This is a genomic window from Devosia sp. P3_B2 (assembly GCF_056402875.1).
This window is the reverse complement of the sequence record NZ_JBFUGO010000002.1, coordinates 464,204-479,427: the sequence shown is the minus strand read 5'-3', so window position 1 is coordinate 479,427 and position 15,224 is coordinate 464,204. Positions and strand designations below refer to the sequence as shown.

Here is a 15,224-nt window from a genome sequence, read left to right as displayed (position 1 = left end):
ACGTATGTGGACATGGCTAAGTTCCGCTCGAAAGGCCGTCAACTTGACCTTGGTTGTGTGATTCATTCCGATATTCAAGCAATTGCTCAAAATACGCACTCGCACTTACCAATACATTTTGCGTACCGCTTTGCGTACTAACGCGTAGGATATCGACAATTAGGTTGAACCTTGAGTTCAATGCGAATTGTCGCCGGGCATCGCGGGCGTGGATACTGGTCATCACTTACCTCCAGATACATGTTTGAGACGACCTGCTCTGGGCCCAGGCGACGGGAAGGCCGGAATCCCATGGCGCCGGCCACAGCCCGCCGGTGGCACTATTTACTTCTGGCGGCGAGCAACTCCAGTAAAGCGGGTACTATCGGAAGATGACAGACCGCTGACAGGTTTTCAGCACTTATGAACGCGGCCGAGTCGCCCCGACATTTACTCGACCAGGCTCAGGTAAATTGCCGCGAAGCCCTGCTCCGCGAGCAACTGCGTCCATGCCCAACGCGCCGTTGATGAGCGACTACGGGTCACCACCGCACCACCCTCCAACAAATGCGTAGATTTGCGAGTTCGCCCACGGATGGAGGCAGAAAGAAGGCGCGAAGCCGAAGCTTCGCGCCCCACCGGCGTCAACGACAAGGGAGCGTCAGCCCTCACCGCATCGGCCGATATCTCTACCCACCGGCAAGTACCGGCGGCTCGTTCGGGTAACGGCAGGCGGGCGGAATGGTTGCGGGCTAAAGTGGCGATTGGCGAAGAAGCACTCGCCGGAGCGCAAAACCCCGCGCCGTTGCCGACGCGGGGCCGAGGGTGTGGTGCAAACAACCTCTGCCGGAAGCGAAACTTCCGGTGGAGGTTTTTTAGCAAGACTGCAAAGCGCGGTCATCCCAGGATGCATCGAGGTGGCTACAAGATGCACCGGTCAGTTCTGACGCCGCCCTCCGGGCTGCTCAAATCTTAAGCAGACACTAATTTGGCTGCTCAGAGAACCGGCAGCCAGACGCAGCCATTATGCAACGACCGGCTCGGGCAGACGCGGCGGCGCTCGCAAGATCCCAGCAGAGTCAGCGGCTTACCTGCGATTTTCACTGCTGGCACGGCGATTGCAACTTCCTCCCCGGTGCAAACAACCAAACTGTCGGAGGTAAGTATGACAGGTATCAATCGCATGATGGCCGGGATCGGCCTGGGGGTCGCGATGACTGCCGGGGCGCTCGCGCCCTTAGCTGCTTATGCTGAGGACACCATCAAGGTGGGCGTTCTCCACTCGCTGTCGGGCACGATGGCCATCTCGGAGACCACCCTGAAGGACACGATGCTCTTCCTCATCGACGAGCAAAACAAGAAGGGCGGCCTCCTCGGCAAGAAGCTCGAGCCGGTCGTGGTCGATCCGGCCTCCGACTGGCCGCTCTTTGCCGAAAAGGCCCGCGAGCTGATCGCCGTCGATAAGGTCGCCGCCGTGTTCGGCTGCTGGACCTCGTCGTCGCGCAAGTCGGTCCTGCCGGTGTTCAAGGAACTGAACTCGATCCTCTTCTACCCCGTGCAGTACGAGGGCGAAGAGTCCGAGAAGAACGTGATCTACACGGGCGCCGCCCCGAACCAGCAGGCCATTCCCGCCGTCGACTACCTGATGAGCGAAGAAGGCGGTTCGGTGAAGCGCTGGGTCCTCGAAGCCACCGACTACGTCTACCCGCGCACCACCAACAAGATCCTCGAGCAGTACCTCAAGGACAAGGGCGTGGCCGCGGAAGACATCAAGATCAACTACACCCCGTTCGGGTTCTCCGACTGGCAGACCGAAGTCGCCTCGATCAAGGAATTTGGCTCGGCCGGCAAGAAGACCGCCGTGGTTTCGACCATCAACGGCGACGCCAACGTACCGTTCTACAAGGAACTGGGCAACCAGGGCATCTCGGCCGAGGACATCCCGGTCGTCGCCTTCTCGGTCGGTGAAGAAGAGCTCGCCGGCATGGACACTTCGGCTCTCGTCGGCCACCTCGCCGCCTGGAACTACTTCCAGTCGGTGGAGAACGACGCCAATGCCGAGTTCATCAAGAACTGGCACGCCTATATCGGCAACGACAAGCGCACCACGAACGATCCGATGGAAGCGGCCTATCTCGGCTTCAACCTCTGGGTCCAGGCGGTCGAAAAGGCCGGTACCACCGACACCGACGCGGTCCTCAAGGCCATCGTCGGGCTCGAAGTGCCGAACCTCACCGGCGGCACTGCCAAGGTCCTGCCGAACCACCACCTGACCAAGCCGGTGCTGATCGGCGAAATCCAGGCTGACGGCCAGTTCGAAACCGTGTGGCAGACCGAAGGCGACGTCCCGGGCGACGCCTGGTCGGACGTGCTGCCGGAAGACAAGGGCATCGAAGCCGACTGGACCGATCCTCTGACCGGTTGCGGCCACTTCGACACCGCTACCAAGACCTGCGGCGCTGCTCCGGCAGCGATGTAATCCGCACCTCCCGGCGACGGCGGCTCCCCGCSGYCSCCACCCAACTCGTTACGCCCCTCTACTCTGGCGATAGAGCGACCACGATGGCCACCCGAATTCTCACTCTGATAGCCTTCCTGATCGCTGTAGCTTTCGCCCCCCTGCCCGCCCTGGCGCAGGACGACTTTGCCGCGCAGATCAATGCGCTCGGCCCCGGGAGCTTCGCCGATCGCACCAAGGCCATGGACGTTCTTGTCGCGACCGGCGACGAACGCGTGCCGCCGGTGCTGCAGGCGCTGAGCGACGGCAATCTCTACATCCGCGAGTCCGACCAGAAGGTGGTGATCGCCACGAAGGCCGGCGGCGACTTCGCGCTGGTTGACCCGGTCGACGGCACGGACCTCGGCACGGTGCCGAGTGGGGACCTCGATAAGATCAAGACCAACAATGGCCTCCGCGGCAAGATCCGCACCGCCATCGGCAAGATGACGCTGCTGAGTCCGGATCAGCCGACCCGGCTGTCGGCGGCGCAGAGCATCCTGAAGAACGCCGACCCGGCGATGCTGGAACTGCTCGACCAGGCGCTCGCGGCGGAAACCGACCCCGGCATCAAGAGCACGATGGAGCTGGCGCGCGCCGTCATCGTGCTGAAGACCGAGGGGGCGCTGGAAGACAAGCGCGCCGCCGTCGAGACGGTGATTTCGCACAACGATCGCGCCGCGCAGAACGTGTTGGTCAACTCGCTGGCCGCGGCTCCGGACGAGCTGAAGCCGACCATCCAGGCCGGCATTGACTCGATCGGCCGGACGCTCGCCGTGTGGGATGTGGGTCAGAACCTCCTCTATGGCATCTCGCTGAGCTCGGTGCTGCTGCTCGCCGCAATCGGCCTTGCCATCACCTTCGGCGTGATGGGCGTCATCAACATGGCGCATGGCGAGATGGTGATGCTGGGCGCCTACGTCACCTACGTCACGCAGCTGGTGATCCAGCAGGTGGCGCCGGGGCTGATGGAGTACTCCCTCGCCTTCGCGGTGCCCGCAGCGTTCCTGTTCACCGCGCTGGTCGGCGTCGGCATCGAGCGCGGCATCATCCGCTGGCTTTACGGCCGCCCGCTCGAGACGCTGCTCGCCACCTGGGGGCTGTCGCTGGTGCTGCAGCAGCTGGTGCGCTCGATCTTCGGGCCGACCAACAAGCTGGTGCAGCCGCCCAACTGGATGAGCGGCACGTTCGATCTGTGGAACCTGAGCTTTACCTGGAATCGGCTCTGGATCATCGCCTTCGCCATCGCGGTGTTCATCGCCCTGCAGATCATCCTCAACCGCACGCCGCTGGGCCTCCAGATGCGGGCCGTGACGCAGAACCGGCGCATGGCCTCGGCCATGGGCATCCGCACCCCGTTCGTCGACGCCATGACCTTCGGGCTCGGCTCGGGCATTGCCGGCATGGCCGGCGTCGCGCTGAGCCAGATCGACAACGTCTCGCCGAACCTCGGCCAGGGCTACATCATCGACAGCTTCATGGTGGTGGTGTTCGGCGGCGTGGGGAACCTGTGGGGCACGCTGATCGGCGCGGTGTCGCTGGGCGTCGCCAACAAGTTCCTTGAGCCTTATGCGGGAGCGGTGCTGGCGAAGATCGCCATCCTCATCCTCATTATCCTGTTCATCCAGCGCCGCCCGCGCGGCCTGTTCGCCCTCAAGGGCCGGGCGATTGAATCATGATCACGCAAATGCTGTTCCGGGCCCTCGACAGGAAGGCCATCTGGCTCGTCGCAGCGCTTGTCTTCATCGCCATCGCGATTCCGGTCGCCAACCTCGTCATTCCCGAGGGCAACCCGCTCCACCTGCCGAACTACGCCGTGCCGCTGTTCGGCAAGTACCTGAACTACGCCATGCTGGCCTTGGCGCTCGACCTGGTCTGGGGCTATTGCGGCATTCTCTCGCTCGGCCACGCGGCGTTCTTCGCGCTCGGCGCCTATGCCATGGGCATGTACCTGATGCGCCAGATCGGCGCGCGCGGTGTCTATGCCAACCCGATCCTGCCCGACTTCATGGTGTTCCTGAACTATCACGACCTGCCGTGGTTCTGGCACGGGTTCGACCTGTGGTGGTTCGCCTTCCTGATGGTGCTGTTCGTGCCGGGGCTGCTCGCCTTCGCCTTCGGCTGGTTCGCCTTCCGCAGCCGCGTGACGGGCGTCTACCTGTCGATCATCACCCAGGCGATGACCTACGCCCTGCTGCTGGCGTTCTTCCGCAACGACCTCGGGCTCGGCGGCAATAACGGGCTCACCGACTTCAAGGACATTCTCGGCTTCAACGTGCAGGCGGCGACCACTCGAGCCGCGCTGTTCGCCGCGTCCGCCTTTGCGCTCGCCCTGGCGGTGATCATCTGCTCGGCCATCGTCAACTCGAAGCTCGGCAAGGTCATGGTGGCGGTGCGCGATGCCGAAAGCCGCACCCGCTTCCTCGGCTGGCGGCCGGAGAACGTGAAGCTGTTCGCCTTTGTGGTATCGGCCGTTCTCGCCGGGATTGCCGGCGCGCTCTACACGCCGCAGGTCGGCATCATCAACCCGGGCGAGTTCGACCCTGCCAACTCGATCGAAGCGGTCATCTGGGTCGCGGTCGGCGGGCGCGGGACGATCATCGGGCCGATCATCGGCGCCGTGCTGGTCAATGCCGGCAAGTCGATCTTCACCGGCGCCTTCCCCGACTGGTGGCTCTATTGCCTCGGCGGCCTGTTCATCTTCGTCACCCTGTTCATGCCCAAGGGCATCGTCGGGCTGTTCCAGAAGTTGCGCACCCGCAAGGGCAAGGAAGCGAGCTCCGCCGCCGAAGCCGGCGAGGACCCATCCACCCTGCCCCAGACCAAGACCGCGCCGGAACCCGCCGAATGACCCACGACAGCTCCGGCACCATGCTCTATCTCAACGGCGTCTCCGTCTCGTTCGACGGCTTCAAGGCGCTGAACCATCTCTCCATTATCGTCCACCCCGGCGAGATGCTGGCGATCATCGGCCCGAACGGCGCCGGCAAGACCACCATGATGGACATCATCACCGGCAAGACCCGCCCCGACGACGGCGAGGTCTATTTCGACGGCCGTACCGACCTCACCAAGCTCGACGAGGCGCAGATCGCCAATCTCGGCATCGGCCGCAAGTTCCAGAAGCCCACGGTGTTCGAGAGCCACACCATCTGGGACAACCTGGTGCTGGCACTGAAAAAGCCGCGCGGCGTGCTCTCGGCCCTGCTCTATTCCGAGAGCGCCGCCGACAAGGCTCGCATCGAGGAAATCCTCGAAACCGTACGTCTCACCGCCCGGAAGGACGAACTCGCCGCCGACCTCAGCCACGGCCAGAAGCAGTGGCTGGAGATCGGCATGCTGCTGGCCCAGGACCCGAAACTCCTGCTGGTCGACGAACCCGTCGCCGGCATGACCGACGCCGAAACGGTCGAGACGGCCAAGCTGCTCAAGGATATCGCCAAGACCCGCTCGGTGGTTGTCGTCGAACACGACATGAGCTTCGTCCGCGAACTCGGCACCCGCGTCACCTGCCTCGCCGAAGGCTCGGTACTGGCCGAAGGCACGCTGGACCAGGTCAGCGCCAACCCGATCGTCATCGAAAGGTATTTGGGCCGATGAGCACCGCTCTCTCGATCAAAGCCATCGACCTCCACTACGGCGCGGCGCAGGCGCTGCGTGGCATCACCATCGATGCCAAACCCGGCAAGATCACCGCCGTGCTGGGGCGGAATGGAGTGGGCAAATCGTCGACGTTGCGGGCGGTTACCGGCATCAACAATGTGTCGTCGGGCGAGATCGTCTTCAACGAAGAGGTGTTGAAGAAGGCGCCGCCCTACAAGCGGGCTCGGCTCGGCATTGGCTATGTTCCGCAGGGCCGCGAGATCTTCGCGCTGCTGACGGTGAAGGAAAATCTCGAGACCGGCTACGCGCCGCTGAAAGCGGCGGACCGCAATATCCCGGATTACATCTTCGAGCTGTTCCCAATCCTCAAATCGATGCTCGGCCGGCGCGGCGGCGACCTCAGCGGCGGCCAGCAGCAACAGCTGGCGATCGGCCGGGCGCTTGTGACGCGGCCAAAGGTTCTCGTGCTGGACGAACCAACGGAGGGTATCCAGCCCTCGATCATCAAGGATATCGGCCGCGCGCTGCAGTTCCTGCGCGACCAGAAGGGCATGACCATCCTGCTGGTGGAGCAGTATCTGGACTTCTGCCGGGAAATCGCCGACGACATCTACATCATGGATCGCGGTGAAATCATGCATTCCGGCCCGGCCGCCGACCTCGACCTTCCCGAGGTACGCCGCCATTTGATGGTGTAGGCGTGTCGGCAGTTGAAGCCCTGCCGCGCCACCAGCGCGCTCGCGGCGTCGGCCGTGTCGCGACGCAGGTGCTGGATGGCCGTACCCGGCTGACCACGCTGTTCCAGGAAGGCTGCGCCAAGATCCGGCTGCCGCATACGCATGACTCGAGCCTCCAGGCGGTGCTGATCAACACCGCAGGCGGGCTGACCGGTGGCGACGACGTTGCATGGGAGGCGAAGGCGGCGCCCGGGGCGAAGCTAGTGCTCACAACACAGGCCTGCGAACGCGTCTATCGCTCGCTCGGCGACGATGCACATGTGCGGACGCGGCTGGAGGTCGGGGCCGGCGCGCGTCTCGACTGGCTGCCGCAGGAGACCATCCTCTACGAGGGCGGCCGGCTGAACCGCAGCCTCGAGGTCGATCTCGCCCCGGACGCCAGCTTCTTCGCCATCGAGGCCATCATCCTCGGCCGCGAGGCCATGGGCGAAGCCGCCCGCGGCGCACAGCTCCGCGATAACTGGCGCATCCGCCGCGGCGGCCGGCTCATCCATGCCGAAGCGACGCGGCTGAGCGCCGATCCGCTGGAGCGGGACGGCCTGTCGCTGCTCGCCGGAGCCGGCGCCTTCGCCACCCTGCTCTACGTCGGCGCTGATGCGGAGCGAAAGCTCGAACCGACGAGAGCGCTGCTTAGCGGGCAATCCGGCGCCAGCGTCCTCGGCGAACGGCTGGTCGTGCGCGCCATCGCTGCATCCGGGCTTGCGCTTCGCAAGATCATCACGCCAATTATCGCCCAACTCTCCGGCGCCGGCGCTTTGCCGCGCCTCTGGCATCTCTAGGACAACTGATGAACCTGACGCCCCGCGAGAAAGACAAGCTCCTCATCTCCATGGCCGCCATGGTGGCGCGCCGCCGCCTCGAGCGCGGCGTGAAGCTGAACCATCCCGAGGCCATCGCGCTGATCACCGATTACGTCGTCGAAGGCGCCCGCGACGGACGTTCGGTCGCCGACCTGATGGAAGCCGGCGCACACGTGGTGAGCCGCGCCCAGGTGATGGAGGGCATCGCCGAGATGATCCACGACGTGCAGGTCGAAGCCACTTTCCCCGACGGCACCAAGCTCGTCACCGTCCACGAACCGATCAGGTGAGCCGATGGCCCTCATTCCAGGCGAAATCTACACCGTCCCCGGCGACATCGAGCTGAACGTCGGCGCCCCGCAGGTGACGATCGAGGTCGCCAATACCGGCGACCGCCCGATCCAGGTCGGCTCGCACTACCACTTCTATGAAACCAATGCCGGCCTGCGCTTCGATCGCGAGCAGGCTCGCGGCATGCGGCTCGATATCGCCGCCGGCACCGCCGTGCGGTTCGAACCGGGCCAGGCGCGCGAAGTTCGGTTGGTGCCGCTGTCGGGAAGCCGGACCGTGTACGGCTTCCAGCAGAAGATCATGGGCAAGCTCTAGCCCGCGGATAGCATAAGGGCGGGCCTTCGAGCCTCGCCCTTTCCGCTCCAGTCGATAATCGACGGCCGTTAGCCCAGCACGTAGATCGTCACGTCGGTCTCGTCCGTAGCGGTGAGGCCGACCACGTCATCGATCGTCGCGCCATAGCTCTCGAGCTGCGCCAGCAACTCCGGCTTCTGCTGGATGAGCGCCTTCAGCGCCTCGAGATCCACTGCGCCGTCACTATCGGCGCTCGTTACGATCTCCGAAGGGCTGGAGACAGTCTGGAAGCTCACGTGGCTAGCTGAAGTCAGCGCGTCAACGGCACTTTCAGCACCAATCGCCAAATTCGCGGTCGAGAGAGCGAGCGCCGTTGCGAGGGCAATTACCTTGAGATCAAACATCGTCCATCTCCATTGTCGTTAAACACAATGGGGATACGCCCCAGACGGGCAGAGGTTTCCTCCTGCCCGTTCACAGTATTTTGCGCGACCTGCGCGTAATTGTCTCGCTAAAGGTCGTTCGCGTAAAGCACGCCGCCGCCGTCGCCCGACACATCTAGTGAGACGATCTGGTCGAGCGTGACGCCGGAATTTCGGATCGCGCTCATTGCCATGGGGTTGATTATGAGGTTGCCCTGCAAGTAGTGCACGTCGCGCTCCTTGAGATCGATCGCCGCGTAGAGCCGCGACGCCGCCTGTTCGGAGCCAGCGAGGGTCGAGAGCCGAACGACGCGAAGGCCCGCCGCATCGCTGGCATGTTCCGCATCGCGCAGGAACTCCGAGCTGCCAATGCCGGCAATGATCGCGTTGATGTCCATGAACTGCGCATGGGCGAACTGCGGCGCCGCCATCAGCAAAGTTGCGGCGAGCGCGGCGGCGAATCTCGATTTCATGTGAGCCTCCAAATGACTGGCGCGGATTAGAATATCGGGCTGTGGCGAAATCCCGGCCGAACCGCACACAGCTTTGGCAATCGCAGAAGATTTCGGTTAGGGATGCGCCGGTTTCAATGGGCAGGACGACGATGGCCACCAAGGAAGAAGACTTCAAAGACCGGTTCGTGGCCGTGCTGCAGGATCTGCGCGGCAATGGAGGCAAGGACCCCGAGGCGATGTTCCTGATCGGCAGCCTCGCCGCACGCCTCGTCGACCGCGCCAGGCAGCCCAGCTGGGCCGCCTACAAGGCCAACATGACGCCGCCGGTCTATGCCAAGCTGCTGAGCGATTTCCAGCAGCAGGGCAACGACTTCCACAAGGAGGGTAAGGCCAAGCACGCCTACGCCATCCAGGTGCTCGCCATCTCGCTGATCGCCCGCACCCAGAACGATGTTGATGTCCGCGCCGGCGACAGCCTGCTCGACGAAATCCTCGGCTTCCTCATCGCCGCCTATCGCAAGGCCAAGGCTGCCGATCCGAAGTTGAATTGAGCCAAACGTACTCGACTTCAATGCAATAGCGTCCTATCGGGCTTCCGCTTTCTTGAGGCATTCGCTGACAGGTTTGGAGGCTTCATCGGAGGCGGCTGCATGTGGAAATTCGTGCTCGTCCTGATCCTGGCGTTGTCGGCGCCGATCCCCGCATCGGCGCAGTTCGTTGGCCCCGGCTCGCCCCATATCGGGGGCAAGGTTACCGTCGCGCAGGTGGCCGAAATCCGGCCCGGCACCCGGGTGATCCTCACCGGCAATTTCGTCCAGCGCTATCGCGACGACGTCTATCGCTTCCGCGATGAAACCGGTGAAATCCTGGTCGAAGTCGACCGCCGGCTGTGGCGCAACCGATTGATCGAGCCGCACACATCGGTCCAGGTCACCGGCGAGGTCGAGCGCAGCCTGCTGCGTGCCAGACGGGTCGAGGCCGAACGGATCGTGGTGCTCGAGTAGCACTTCCCCGCCACCCCGCGCCTATCTGCGTAATTTCGCGCCAAATCGCTGGACAGCCTCAATCTTAGGCGGTTGAAATGGCGCCGTACGCGTCGCCCGGAAGGACCATCATGCCCGCTCGCATCTCTCGCTCTACCTATGCCCAGATGTACGGGCCGACCACTGGCGACCGGGTGCGGCTGGCCGACACGGAGCTCTTCATCGAGGTGGAGAAGGACCTCACCACCTACGGCGAGGAGGTGAAGTTCGGCGGCGGCAAGGTGATTCGCGACGGCATGGGCCAGAGCCAGATCACCCGGGCGGCCGGCGCCGTCGACACGGTGATCACCAACGCGCTGATCATCGACCATACCGGCATCTACAAGGCCGATATCGGGCTGCGCGACGGCAAGATCCACGCCATCGGCAAGGCCGGCAACCCCGACACCCAGCCGAACGTCGACATCATCATCGGGCCCTCGACCGAAGTGATCGCCTCGGAAGGCCGCATCATCACCGCCGGCGGCATGGATACGCATATCCATTTCATTGCGCCGCAGCAGATCGAAGAAGCTCTGATGTCGGGCATCACCACCATGATCGGCGGCGGCACCGGCCCGGCGCACGGCACGCTCGCCACCACCTGCACCGGCGCCTGGCACATCCACCGGATGATCGAGAGCTTTGACGCCTTCCCGATGAACCTCGGCCTCGCCGGCAAGGGCAACGCCTCGCTCCCCGCCCCGCTCGAGGAGATGATCCTCGCGGGCGCATCGTCGCTGAAGCTGCACGAGGACTGGGGCACCACCCCCGCCACCATCGACAATTGCCTCGCTGTCGCCGACGCCTATGACGTGCAGGTGATGATCCACACCGACACGCTGAACGAGAGCGGCTTCGTCGAGGACACGGTGCGCGCCTTCAAGGGCCGCACCATCCACGCCTTCCACACCGAAGGTGCCGGCGGCGGCCACGCCCCCGATATCATCAAGGTGGCGAGCCTCCCCAACGTGCTCCCCTCCTCAACCAACCCGACCCGGCCCTACACGGTGAACACGCTGGCCGAGCACCTCGACATGCTGATGGTCTGCCATCATCTGTCGCCGTCGATCGCCGAGGACGTGGCCTTCGCCGAGAGCCGCATCCGCAAGGAAACCATCGCGGCGGAGGATATCCTCCACGATATCGGCGCGTTCTCGATGATCTCGTCCGACAGCCAGGCCATGGGCCGCGTCGGCGAGGTGATCATCCGCACCTGGCAAACCGCCGACAAGATGAAGCGCCAGCGCGGCCGCCTGCCCGAGGAAACCGGCGACAACGACAATTTCCGGGTGAAGCGCTTCATCGCCAAGTACACCATCAACCCGGCCATCGCGCAGGGCTTGAGCCGGCACATCGGCTCGGTCGAAGTGGGCAAGCGCGCCGACCTCGTGATGTGGTCGCCCGCCTTCTTCGGCGTGAAGCCCGAGATGGTGATCATGGGCGGCTCGATCGCCGCCGCCCCGATGGGCGACCCCAACGCCTCGATCCCCACCCCGCAGCCCATGCACTACCGCCCGATGTTCGGCGCCTACGGCAAGCTCCGCACCAACTCCTCGGTCACCTTCATCAGCCAGGCCGCCTACGACACCAACCTGCAGGCGACCCTCGGCGTCGCCAAAGGCATGCTGCCGGTCGAGAACACCCGCGGCGGCATCAGCAAGGCGTCGATGATCCACAACTCCGCCACGCCACATATCGACGTGGACCCCGAGACCTACGAGGTGCGGGCGGATGGCGAGTTGCTGACCTGCGAGCCGGCCACGGTGTTGCCGATGGCACAGCGGTATTTCCTGTTCTAGCGGCGGGGCGCTGCGCCGCCGTGAGCGCGCGCCGATCTAGCCCGCCTGCCAACCTTGCGACAGGATCAGGAGCACAACCGAGGCCACGAACGTCGTGATCGCCACGACGCCCACGGTGACCACGCTGCCCCTGTAGATTATGTCTGCCTGTTGGTGGTAAATCATTGGGACAACGATAAAAAACATCGCAAGGCAGCTGACGCAGGCCACCAGCAGAGTGATGACGGAGGCCATGAAGAGCTCAGGCCTTGCAGGCACCAGCAAGCCGCTAAACCGTAGATTGGTGGCAACCAAGAGGATTGAAACCGCGGTCGCCATCAGCGTCCTGAAGATCGCCAATAGTTCCTTGATCGACTCCTTATCACCGTCGTTCATCGGAAGTAGGTCCTGAGCACGGCGACGACATCCACCTCTGCCGGCGACCACTTCCGGCGCCTCTTGTTCCGCTCGATCTTTGAGGACCTGACCGGCAGCGCCTGCATCGCGCGCCGCTGTGTAACCGCCTCGACGCAGACCTCCTCGAGCCATGCGGCGCCGCTCATGGCCTCGGCGCACCGAATTGGTCGCGTCCAACTGATGGAGATGGAGAACGCATCGACTAACCGCGCCTGCATCTTCTGTAGTGCGTAAGAGAATATTCTGGCTATTTCCTCTACGCACCAGGAAACCAGATCAGGAGCAGAATGATCATCGCCAGGATCGTTCAGTATCTGAACGATGATCTGGGTATAGTGCGAACCGACGTGACGAACCACGCCCGTCAGCAACTCATGAAAGTCCGAACATTGGTCTCCGTCGACCTCGAACCCGTTCGCCCGGAGGGCATTTCGGACGACGCCCTCGGAATACTGCTCGACGGTAGCAACTGCACGTCCACCTGGCCAAACCACGCTTCTTATTCCTCCGCGATAGCGCAATAGTACGCATCCCCAGGCGGCAATCAGCTTAGGAACAATGCGAATGTCTTCCCTCGAGTGGCAAACCGGAGATGCGGCCGGCACAGCGCACGCAAATAGGGAGTTGCTGACCTGCGAACCGGCCGCGGTCCTGCCGGTGGCGCAGCGGTATTTCTTGTTCTAGCGGCTACTTATCCTCGCATCTTTGTTCATGCTACGTTCTCATCGTTGAGTCGGGGAGGACAGCATGGCAGTCGATCTCACGGGTAAGGTGTGCCTCGTTACCGGGGCGAGCCGCGGTGTTGGGCGCGGGGTGGCGCTGGGGCTGCTCGAGGCGGGTGCCATTGTGCACATAACGGGCCGGACCGTGCGGGATGGAGAGCACCCCGAGGGCCTCGATCGTGCCGGCTCGCTTGCCGCGGTGCTGAACGAATCTGCCCGCTATCCCGGCTGCTGCGTTGCGCATCGGGTCGACCATGCCCATGACGTGGAGACCGAGGGCGTCGTGCGGCGCGTGCTCGCCGATGAGGGGCGGCTCGACATCCTCGTGAACTCGGCCTGGCCCGGCTACGAGCGCATGGAGGAGGACAACCGCTTCACCTGGGTCGATCCGATCTGGCAGCAGCCAATGTGGCGGTGGGACGCGATGATCGGCGTTGGTGTGCGCTCCTCCTGGTGCGCTATCCGGGTCGCGACGGAGGCAATGGCGCGGCAGCGCTCCGGGCTCATCGTCAACATCTCGTTCTGGGCGGCGCAGAAGTTCATGCAGAACGTCATCTACGGCGTCTCCAAGGCCGCCATGGACAAGATGGCAGCCGACGTCGCTCACCAGATGCGCGAGTTCGATGTGGCGGCCGTGGCACTCTACCCCGGCCTCGTCCGCACCGAGGAGGTACTGAAGCACGCCCAGTATTTCGACATGTCGAACTCGGAGAGCCCTGAGTTCCAGGGCCGCGCCGTGGCGCATCTCGCCGCCGATCCGGAGCTAATGGCCAAATCCGGCAAGGTCTTCACCAGCGCCGATCTTGCCCTCGAGTACGGCTATTCGGACATCGACGGGTATCAGCCGCGGCCGAACACGCTGGAGACGGCCTAGCCAGACGGGCCGGTTCTGCTACCCTTCGCTCCTCTGACTCGCGAGGAGGGATCGCCGATGGAAGAACTGGCTACAGCTGCGATGATGCAGAACGTCGACGTTTCCGCGCAGGTCGTTCTTTCGCTGCAGGGCAGCTTCGAGCGGAACATCGTCGAGTATCAGTGCGAGGGGCTCGAACCCTTCTCGGTGGACTTCGTCAACGCCAAGCCGAACTTCCTGGCCATCGTGCCGATCGGGCCCGAGCGCCTGGTGTTCGTCAACGTGATGTCCGGTTCAGGCGCAAAGTACGTGTCCGGCCAGTATGAGTTCTGGACCAAGGGCACCGACGCGACACTCACCGACCTGATGGCCGAGCCGCAGACGCCGGTGAACTGCTCGGAAGCCAACAACACCCCCTGAGTTGAGCCATGGACACCAGCGTCGCCCACGATGTGTTCATCCACGTGCGCATCGTCATGGGGACGGTCGTAGGCCTCGGCCTCACCCGCCTGCTGATGGGCACCGCGGGTATCATCCAGCACCCGCAACGCGCCAAGCTGTCGCTCGTGCACCTGCTCTGGGTGCTCTCGATCTCGATCGAACTCATCCTGTTCTGGTGGTGGGAGTACGAGCTCGCCGAACTCAAGGTCTGGTCTTTCGGCACCTTCGCCTTCCTGATCGGCTATTCGATTACGCTGTTCGGCCTCGCCGCCCTGCTCTTTCCCGATAGCCTGGCCGACTACGATGGATACGAGGACTTCTTCCTCAAGCGCCGCAAGTGGTTCTTCGCGCTGTTCGGCGCCACGTTTGTCCTCGATATCATCGACACCATCATCAAGGGCGAGCCCTATCTCGACTCCCTCGGTATCGGTTACCTGATCCAGGTGCCGTTCGGCGTCGCGCTCTGTGCCATCGCGGTCTGGACCACCAACCGCCGCTACCACTTGGCGCTGGTCCTGTCCCACCTCGCCTATCAATTCTGGTGGGGCGCGTTTCTCTTTGACGCGCGCGTCTAGGGTGCAGCGCATTCTCTTTGTCTGCAGTCGAAACCGCTTGCGCTCGCCAACGGCAGAGCGCGTCTTTGCCGACTATCCAGGCATCAAGGCTGCGTCCGCCGGCCTCGCTCCAGACGCCGAAGAGCGCCTGACGCCAGAGCATCTGGAGGAAGTCGACATCATCTTCGTGATGGAGCGCGCCCACCGGGCAAAGCTATCGCGTGAATTTGGCAGGCATATCAGGTCGGCGCGGATCATCTGCATCGATATCCCCGATGACTACACCTACATGCAACCGGAGCTGGTGGCTCTGCTGAAGGCGCGCGTGACACCGCATTTGCGATGACGGCCGTTGG

Annotated in this window: 19 protein-coding genes; 15 read left to right on the top strand and 4 right to left on the bottom strand. The window is 63.6% G+C overall.

What is annotated here, in order from left to right:
* The first annotated feature begins 1,192 nt into the window (after positions 1 to 1,192).
* The 8 genes from urtA to AC1DV8_RS05165 all read left to right on the top strand — a co-directional run bounded on the left by urtA (position 1,193) and on the right by AC1DV8_RS05165 (position 8,222).
* Positions 1,193 to 2,458, top strand: coding sequence for an urea ABC transporter substrate-binding protein (gene urtA, locus AC1DV8_RS05200; RefSeq protein ID WP_477149069.1), 1,266 nt, complete (start codon positions 1,193 to 1,195; stop codon positions 2,456 to 2,458).
* A gap of 83 nt (positions 2,459 to 2,541) precedes the next feature.
* Positions 2,542 to 4,155 carry an urea ABC transporter permease subunit UrtB gene (urtB, locus tag AC1DV8_RS05195; protein ID WP_477156716.1) on the top strand — a complete coding sequence of 538 codons (1,614 nt, stop codon included), beginning with the start codon at positions 2,542 to 2,544 and terminating at the stop codon, positions 4,153 to 4,155.
* On the top strand, positions 4,152 to 5,327 hold the full coding sequence (gene urtC / locus AC1DV8_RS05190) for an urea ABC transporter permease subunit UrtC (RefSeq protein WP_477148985.1): 1,176 nt from the start codon (positions 4,152 to 4,154) through the stop codon (positions 5,325 to 5,327). Before urtB ends, urtC begins: the two co-directional genes overlap by 4 nt.
* The gene (gene urtD, locus AC1DV8_RS05185) at positions 5,324 to 6,076 is read left to right on the top strand and encodes an urea ABC transporter ATP-binding protein UrtD (RefSeq protein WP_477148984.1); all 753 of its coding nucleotides are present in this window, start codon (positions 5,324 to 5,326) and stop codon (positions 6,074 to 6,076) included. The genes urtC and urtD overlap by 4 nt, the downstream gene beginning before the upstream one ends.
* Positions 6,073 to 6,777: an urea ABC transporter ATP-binding subunit UrtE gene (gene urtE / locus AC1DV8_RS05180; protein ID WP_477156715.1), complete on the top strand. Its 705-nt coding sequence runs from the start codon at positions 6,073 to 6,075 to the stop codon at positions 6,775 to 6,777. The genes urtD and urtE overlap by 4 nt, the downstream gene beginning before the upstream one ends.
* 2 nt (positions 6,778 to 6,779) lie before the next feature.
* Positions 6,780 to 7,595: an urease accessory protein UreD gene (locus tag AC1DV8_RS05175; RefSeq protein WP_477156714.1), complete on the top strand. Its 816-nt coding sequence runs from the start codon at positions 6,780 to 6,782 to the stop codon at positions 7,593 to 7,595.
* An 8-nt stretch (positions 7,596 to 7,603) separates the two neighbouring features.
* Complete coding sequence (locus AC1DV8_RS05170; protein WP_477148981.1) at positions 7,604 to 7,906, top strand: urease subunit gamma; 303 nt, start codon at positions 7,604 to 7,606, stop codon at positions 7,904 to 7,906.
* A gap of 4 nt (positions 7,907 to 7,910) precedes the next feature.
* Entirely contained in the window at positions 7,911 to 8,222 is a 312-nt protein-coding gene (locus AC1DV8_RS05165; protein ID WP_477148980.1) for an urease subunit beta, read from the top strand.
* Between the two features lie 68 nt (positions 8,223 to 8,290).
* On the opposite strand, the gene AC1DV8_RS05160 is transcribed toward AC1DV8_RS05165, so the two are convergent.
* Entirely contained in the window at positions 8,291 to 8,605 is a 315-nt protein-coding gene (locus tag AC1DV8_RS05160) for a hypothetical protein (protein WP_477148979.1), read from the bottom strand.
* Positions 8,606 to 8,712: 107 nt separating this feature from the next.
* Positions 8,713 to 9,096, bottom strand: coding sequence for a hypothetical protein (locus tag AC1DV8_RS05155; RefSeq protein ID WP_477156713.1), 384 nt, complete (start codon positions 9,094 to 9,096; stop codon positions 8,713 to 8,715).
* A gap of 131 nt (positions 9,097 to 9,227) precedes the next feature.
* On the opposite strand from AC1DV8_RS05155, the gene AC1DV8_RS05150 reads away from it, so the two are divergent.
* From AC1DV8_RS05150 to ureC, 3 genes are all read left to right on the top strand, one after another.
* Complete coding sequence (locus tag AC1DV8_RS05150) at positions 9,228 to 9,629, top strand: hypothetical protein (protein WP_477148977.1); 402 nt, start codon at positions 9,228 to 9,230, stop codon at positions 9,627 to 9,629.
* A 99-nt stretch (positions 9,630 to 9,728) separates the two neighbouring features.
* A complete protein-coding gene (locus AC1DV8_RS05145; RefSeq protein WP_477156712.1) occupies positions 9,729 to 10,082 on the top strand; it encodes a NirD/YgiW/YdeI family stress tolerance protein in 354 nt (117 codons plus the stop codon).
* 110 nt (positions 10,083 to 10,192) lie between these two features.
* Positions 10,193 to 11,902, top strand: coding sequence for an urease subunit alpha (gene ureC, locus AC1DV8_RS05140; RefSeq protein WP_477156711.1), 1,710 nt, complete (start codon positions 10,193 to 10,195; stop codon positions 11,900 to 11,902).
* 36 nt (positions 11,903 to 11,938) lie between these two features.
* Here the strand turns inward: ureC and AC1DV8_RS05135 are convergent, their stop codons facing one another.
* Both AC1DV8_RS05135 and AC1DV8_RS05130 read right to left on the bottom strand, forming a co-directional pair.
* Positions 11,939 to 12,277 carry a hypothetical protein gene (locus tag AC1DV8_RS05135; RefSeq protein WP_477156710.1) on the bottom strand — a complete coding sequence of 113 codons (339 nt, stop codon included), beginning with the start codon at positions 12,275 to 12,277 and terminating at the stop codon, positions 11,939 to 11,941.
* Positions 12,274 to 12,819 carry a hypothetical protein gene (locus AC1DV8_RS05130; protein ID WP_477156709.1) on the bottom strand — a complete coding sequence of 182 codons (546 nt, stop codon included), beginning with the start codon at positions 12,817 to 12,819 and terminating at the stop codon, positions 12,274 to 12,276. Before AC1DV8_RS05130 ends, AC1DV8_RS05135 begins: the two co-directional genes overlap by 4 nt.
* Positions 12,820 to 13,045: 226 nt before the next feature.
* Between AC1DV8_RS05130 and AC1DV8_RS05125 the strand changes: the two genes are divergently transcribed.
* The 4 genes from AC1DV8_RS05125 to AC1DV8_RS05110 are packed head-to-tail and all read left to right on the top strand — an operon-like array spanning position 13,046 to position 15,214.
* Positions 13,046 to 13,894, top strand: coding sequence for an SDR family NAD(P)-dependent oxidoreductase (locus tag AC1DV8_RS05125; RefSeq protein ID WP_477156708.1), 849 nt, complete (start codon positions 13,046 to 13,048; stop codon positions 13,892 to 13,894).
* Positions 13,895 to 13,951: 57 nt separating this feature from the next.
* Positions 13,952 to 14,293, top strand: a complete 342-nt coding sequence (locus AC1DV8_RS05120; RefSeq protein ID WP_477148971.1) for an MliC family protein — start codon at positions 13,952 to 13,954, stop codon at positions 14,291 to 14,293.
* An 8-nt stretch (positions 14,294 to 14,301) separates the two neighbouring features.
* Positions 14,302 to 14,889 (top strand): hypothetical protein, encoded by a 588-nt coding sequence (locus tag AC1DV8_RS05115; protein WP_477156707.1) that lies wholly within the window; start codon positions 14,302 to 14,304, stop codon positions 14,887 to 14,889.
* A 1-nt stretch (position 14,890) separates the two neighbouring features.
* The gene (locus AC1DV8_RS05110; RefSeq protein WP_477156706.1) at positions 14,891 to 15,214 is read left to right on the top strand and encodes a low molecular weight protein tyrosine phosphatase family protein; all 324 of its coding nucleotides are present in this window, start codon (positions 14,891 to 14,893) and stop codon (positions 15,212 to 15,214) included.
* Positions 15,215 to 15,224 lie beyond the last annotated feature (10 nt).

What these genes read in the sequence shown, in the direction of transcription:
- urtA (WP_477149069.1), top strand. Translation starts at nt 1,193, where the DNA reads ATGACTGCCGGGGCGCTCGCGCCCTTAGCTGCTTATGCTGAGGACACC.
- urtB (WP_477156716.1), top strand. Translation starts at nt 2,542, where the DNA reads ATGGCCACCCGAATTCTCACTCTGATAGCCTTCCTGATCGCTGTAGCT.
- urtC (WP_477148985.1), top strand. Translation starts at nt 4,152, where the DNA reads ATGATCACGCAAATGCTGTTCCGGGCCCTCGACAGGAAGGCCATCTGG.
- urtD (WP_477148984.1), top strand. Translation starts at nt 5,324, where the DNA reads ATGACCCACGACAGCTCCGGCACCATGCTCTATCTCAACGGCGTCTCC.
- urtE (WP_477156715.1), top strand. Translation starts at nt 6,073, where the DNA reads ATGAGCACCGCTCTCTCGATCAAAGCCATCGACCTCCACTACGGCGCG.
- AC1DV8_RS05170 (WP_477148981.1), top strand. Translation starts at nt 7,604, where the DNA reads ATGAACCTGACGCCCCGCGAGAAAGACAAGCTCCTCATCTCCATGGCC.
- AC1DV8_RS05165 (WP_477148980.1), top strand. Translation starts at nt 7,911, where the DNA reads ATGGCCCTCATTCCAGGCGAAATCTACACCGTCCCCGGCGACATCGAG.
- AC1DV8_RS05160 (WP_477148979.1), bottom strand. Translation starts at nt 8,605, where the DNA reads ATGTTTGATCTCAAGGTAATTGCCCTCGCAACGGCGCTCGCTCTCTCG.
- AC1DV8_RS05155 (WP_477156713.1), bottom strand. Translation starts at nt 9,096, where the DNA reads ATGAAATCGAGATTCGCCGCCGCGCTCGCCGCAACTTTGCTGATGGCG.
- AC1DV8_RS05150 (WP_477148977.1), top strand. Translation starts at nt 9,228, where the DNA reads ATGGCCACCAAGGAAGAAGACTTCAAAGACCGGTTCGTGGCCGTGCTG.
- AC1DV8_RS05145 (WP_477156712.1), top strand. Translation starts at nt 9,729, where the DNA reads ATGTGGAAATTCGTGCTCGTCCTGATCCTGGCGTTGTCGGCGCCGATC.
- ureC (WP_477156711.1), top strand. Translation starts at nt 10,193, where the DNA reads ATGCCCGCTCGCATCTCTCGCTCTACCTATGCCCAGATGTACGGGCCG.
- AC1DV8_RS05135 (WP_477156710.1), bottom strand. Translation starts at nt 12,277, where the DNA reads ATGAACGACGGTGATAAGGAGTCGATCAAGGAACTATTGGCGATCTTC.
- AC1DV8_RS05125 (WP_477156708.1), top strand. Translation starts at nt 13,046, where the DNA reads ATGGCAGTCGATCTCACGGGTAAGGTGTGCCTCGTTACCGGGGCGAGC.
- AC1DV8_RS05120 (WP_477148971.1), top strand. Translation starts at nt 13,952, where the DNA reads ATGGAAGAACTGGCTACAGCTGCGATGATGCAGAACGTCGACGTTTCC.
- AC1DV8_RS05115 (WP_477156707.1), top strand. Translation starts at nt 14,302, where the DNA reads ATGGACACCAGCGTCGCCCACGATGTGTTCATCCACGTGCGCATCGTC.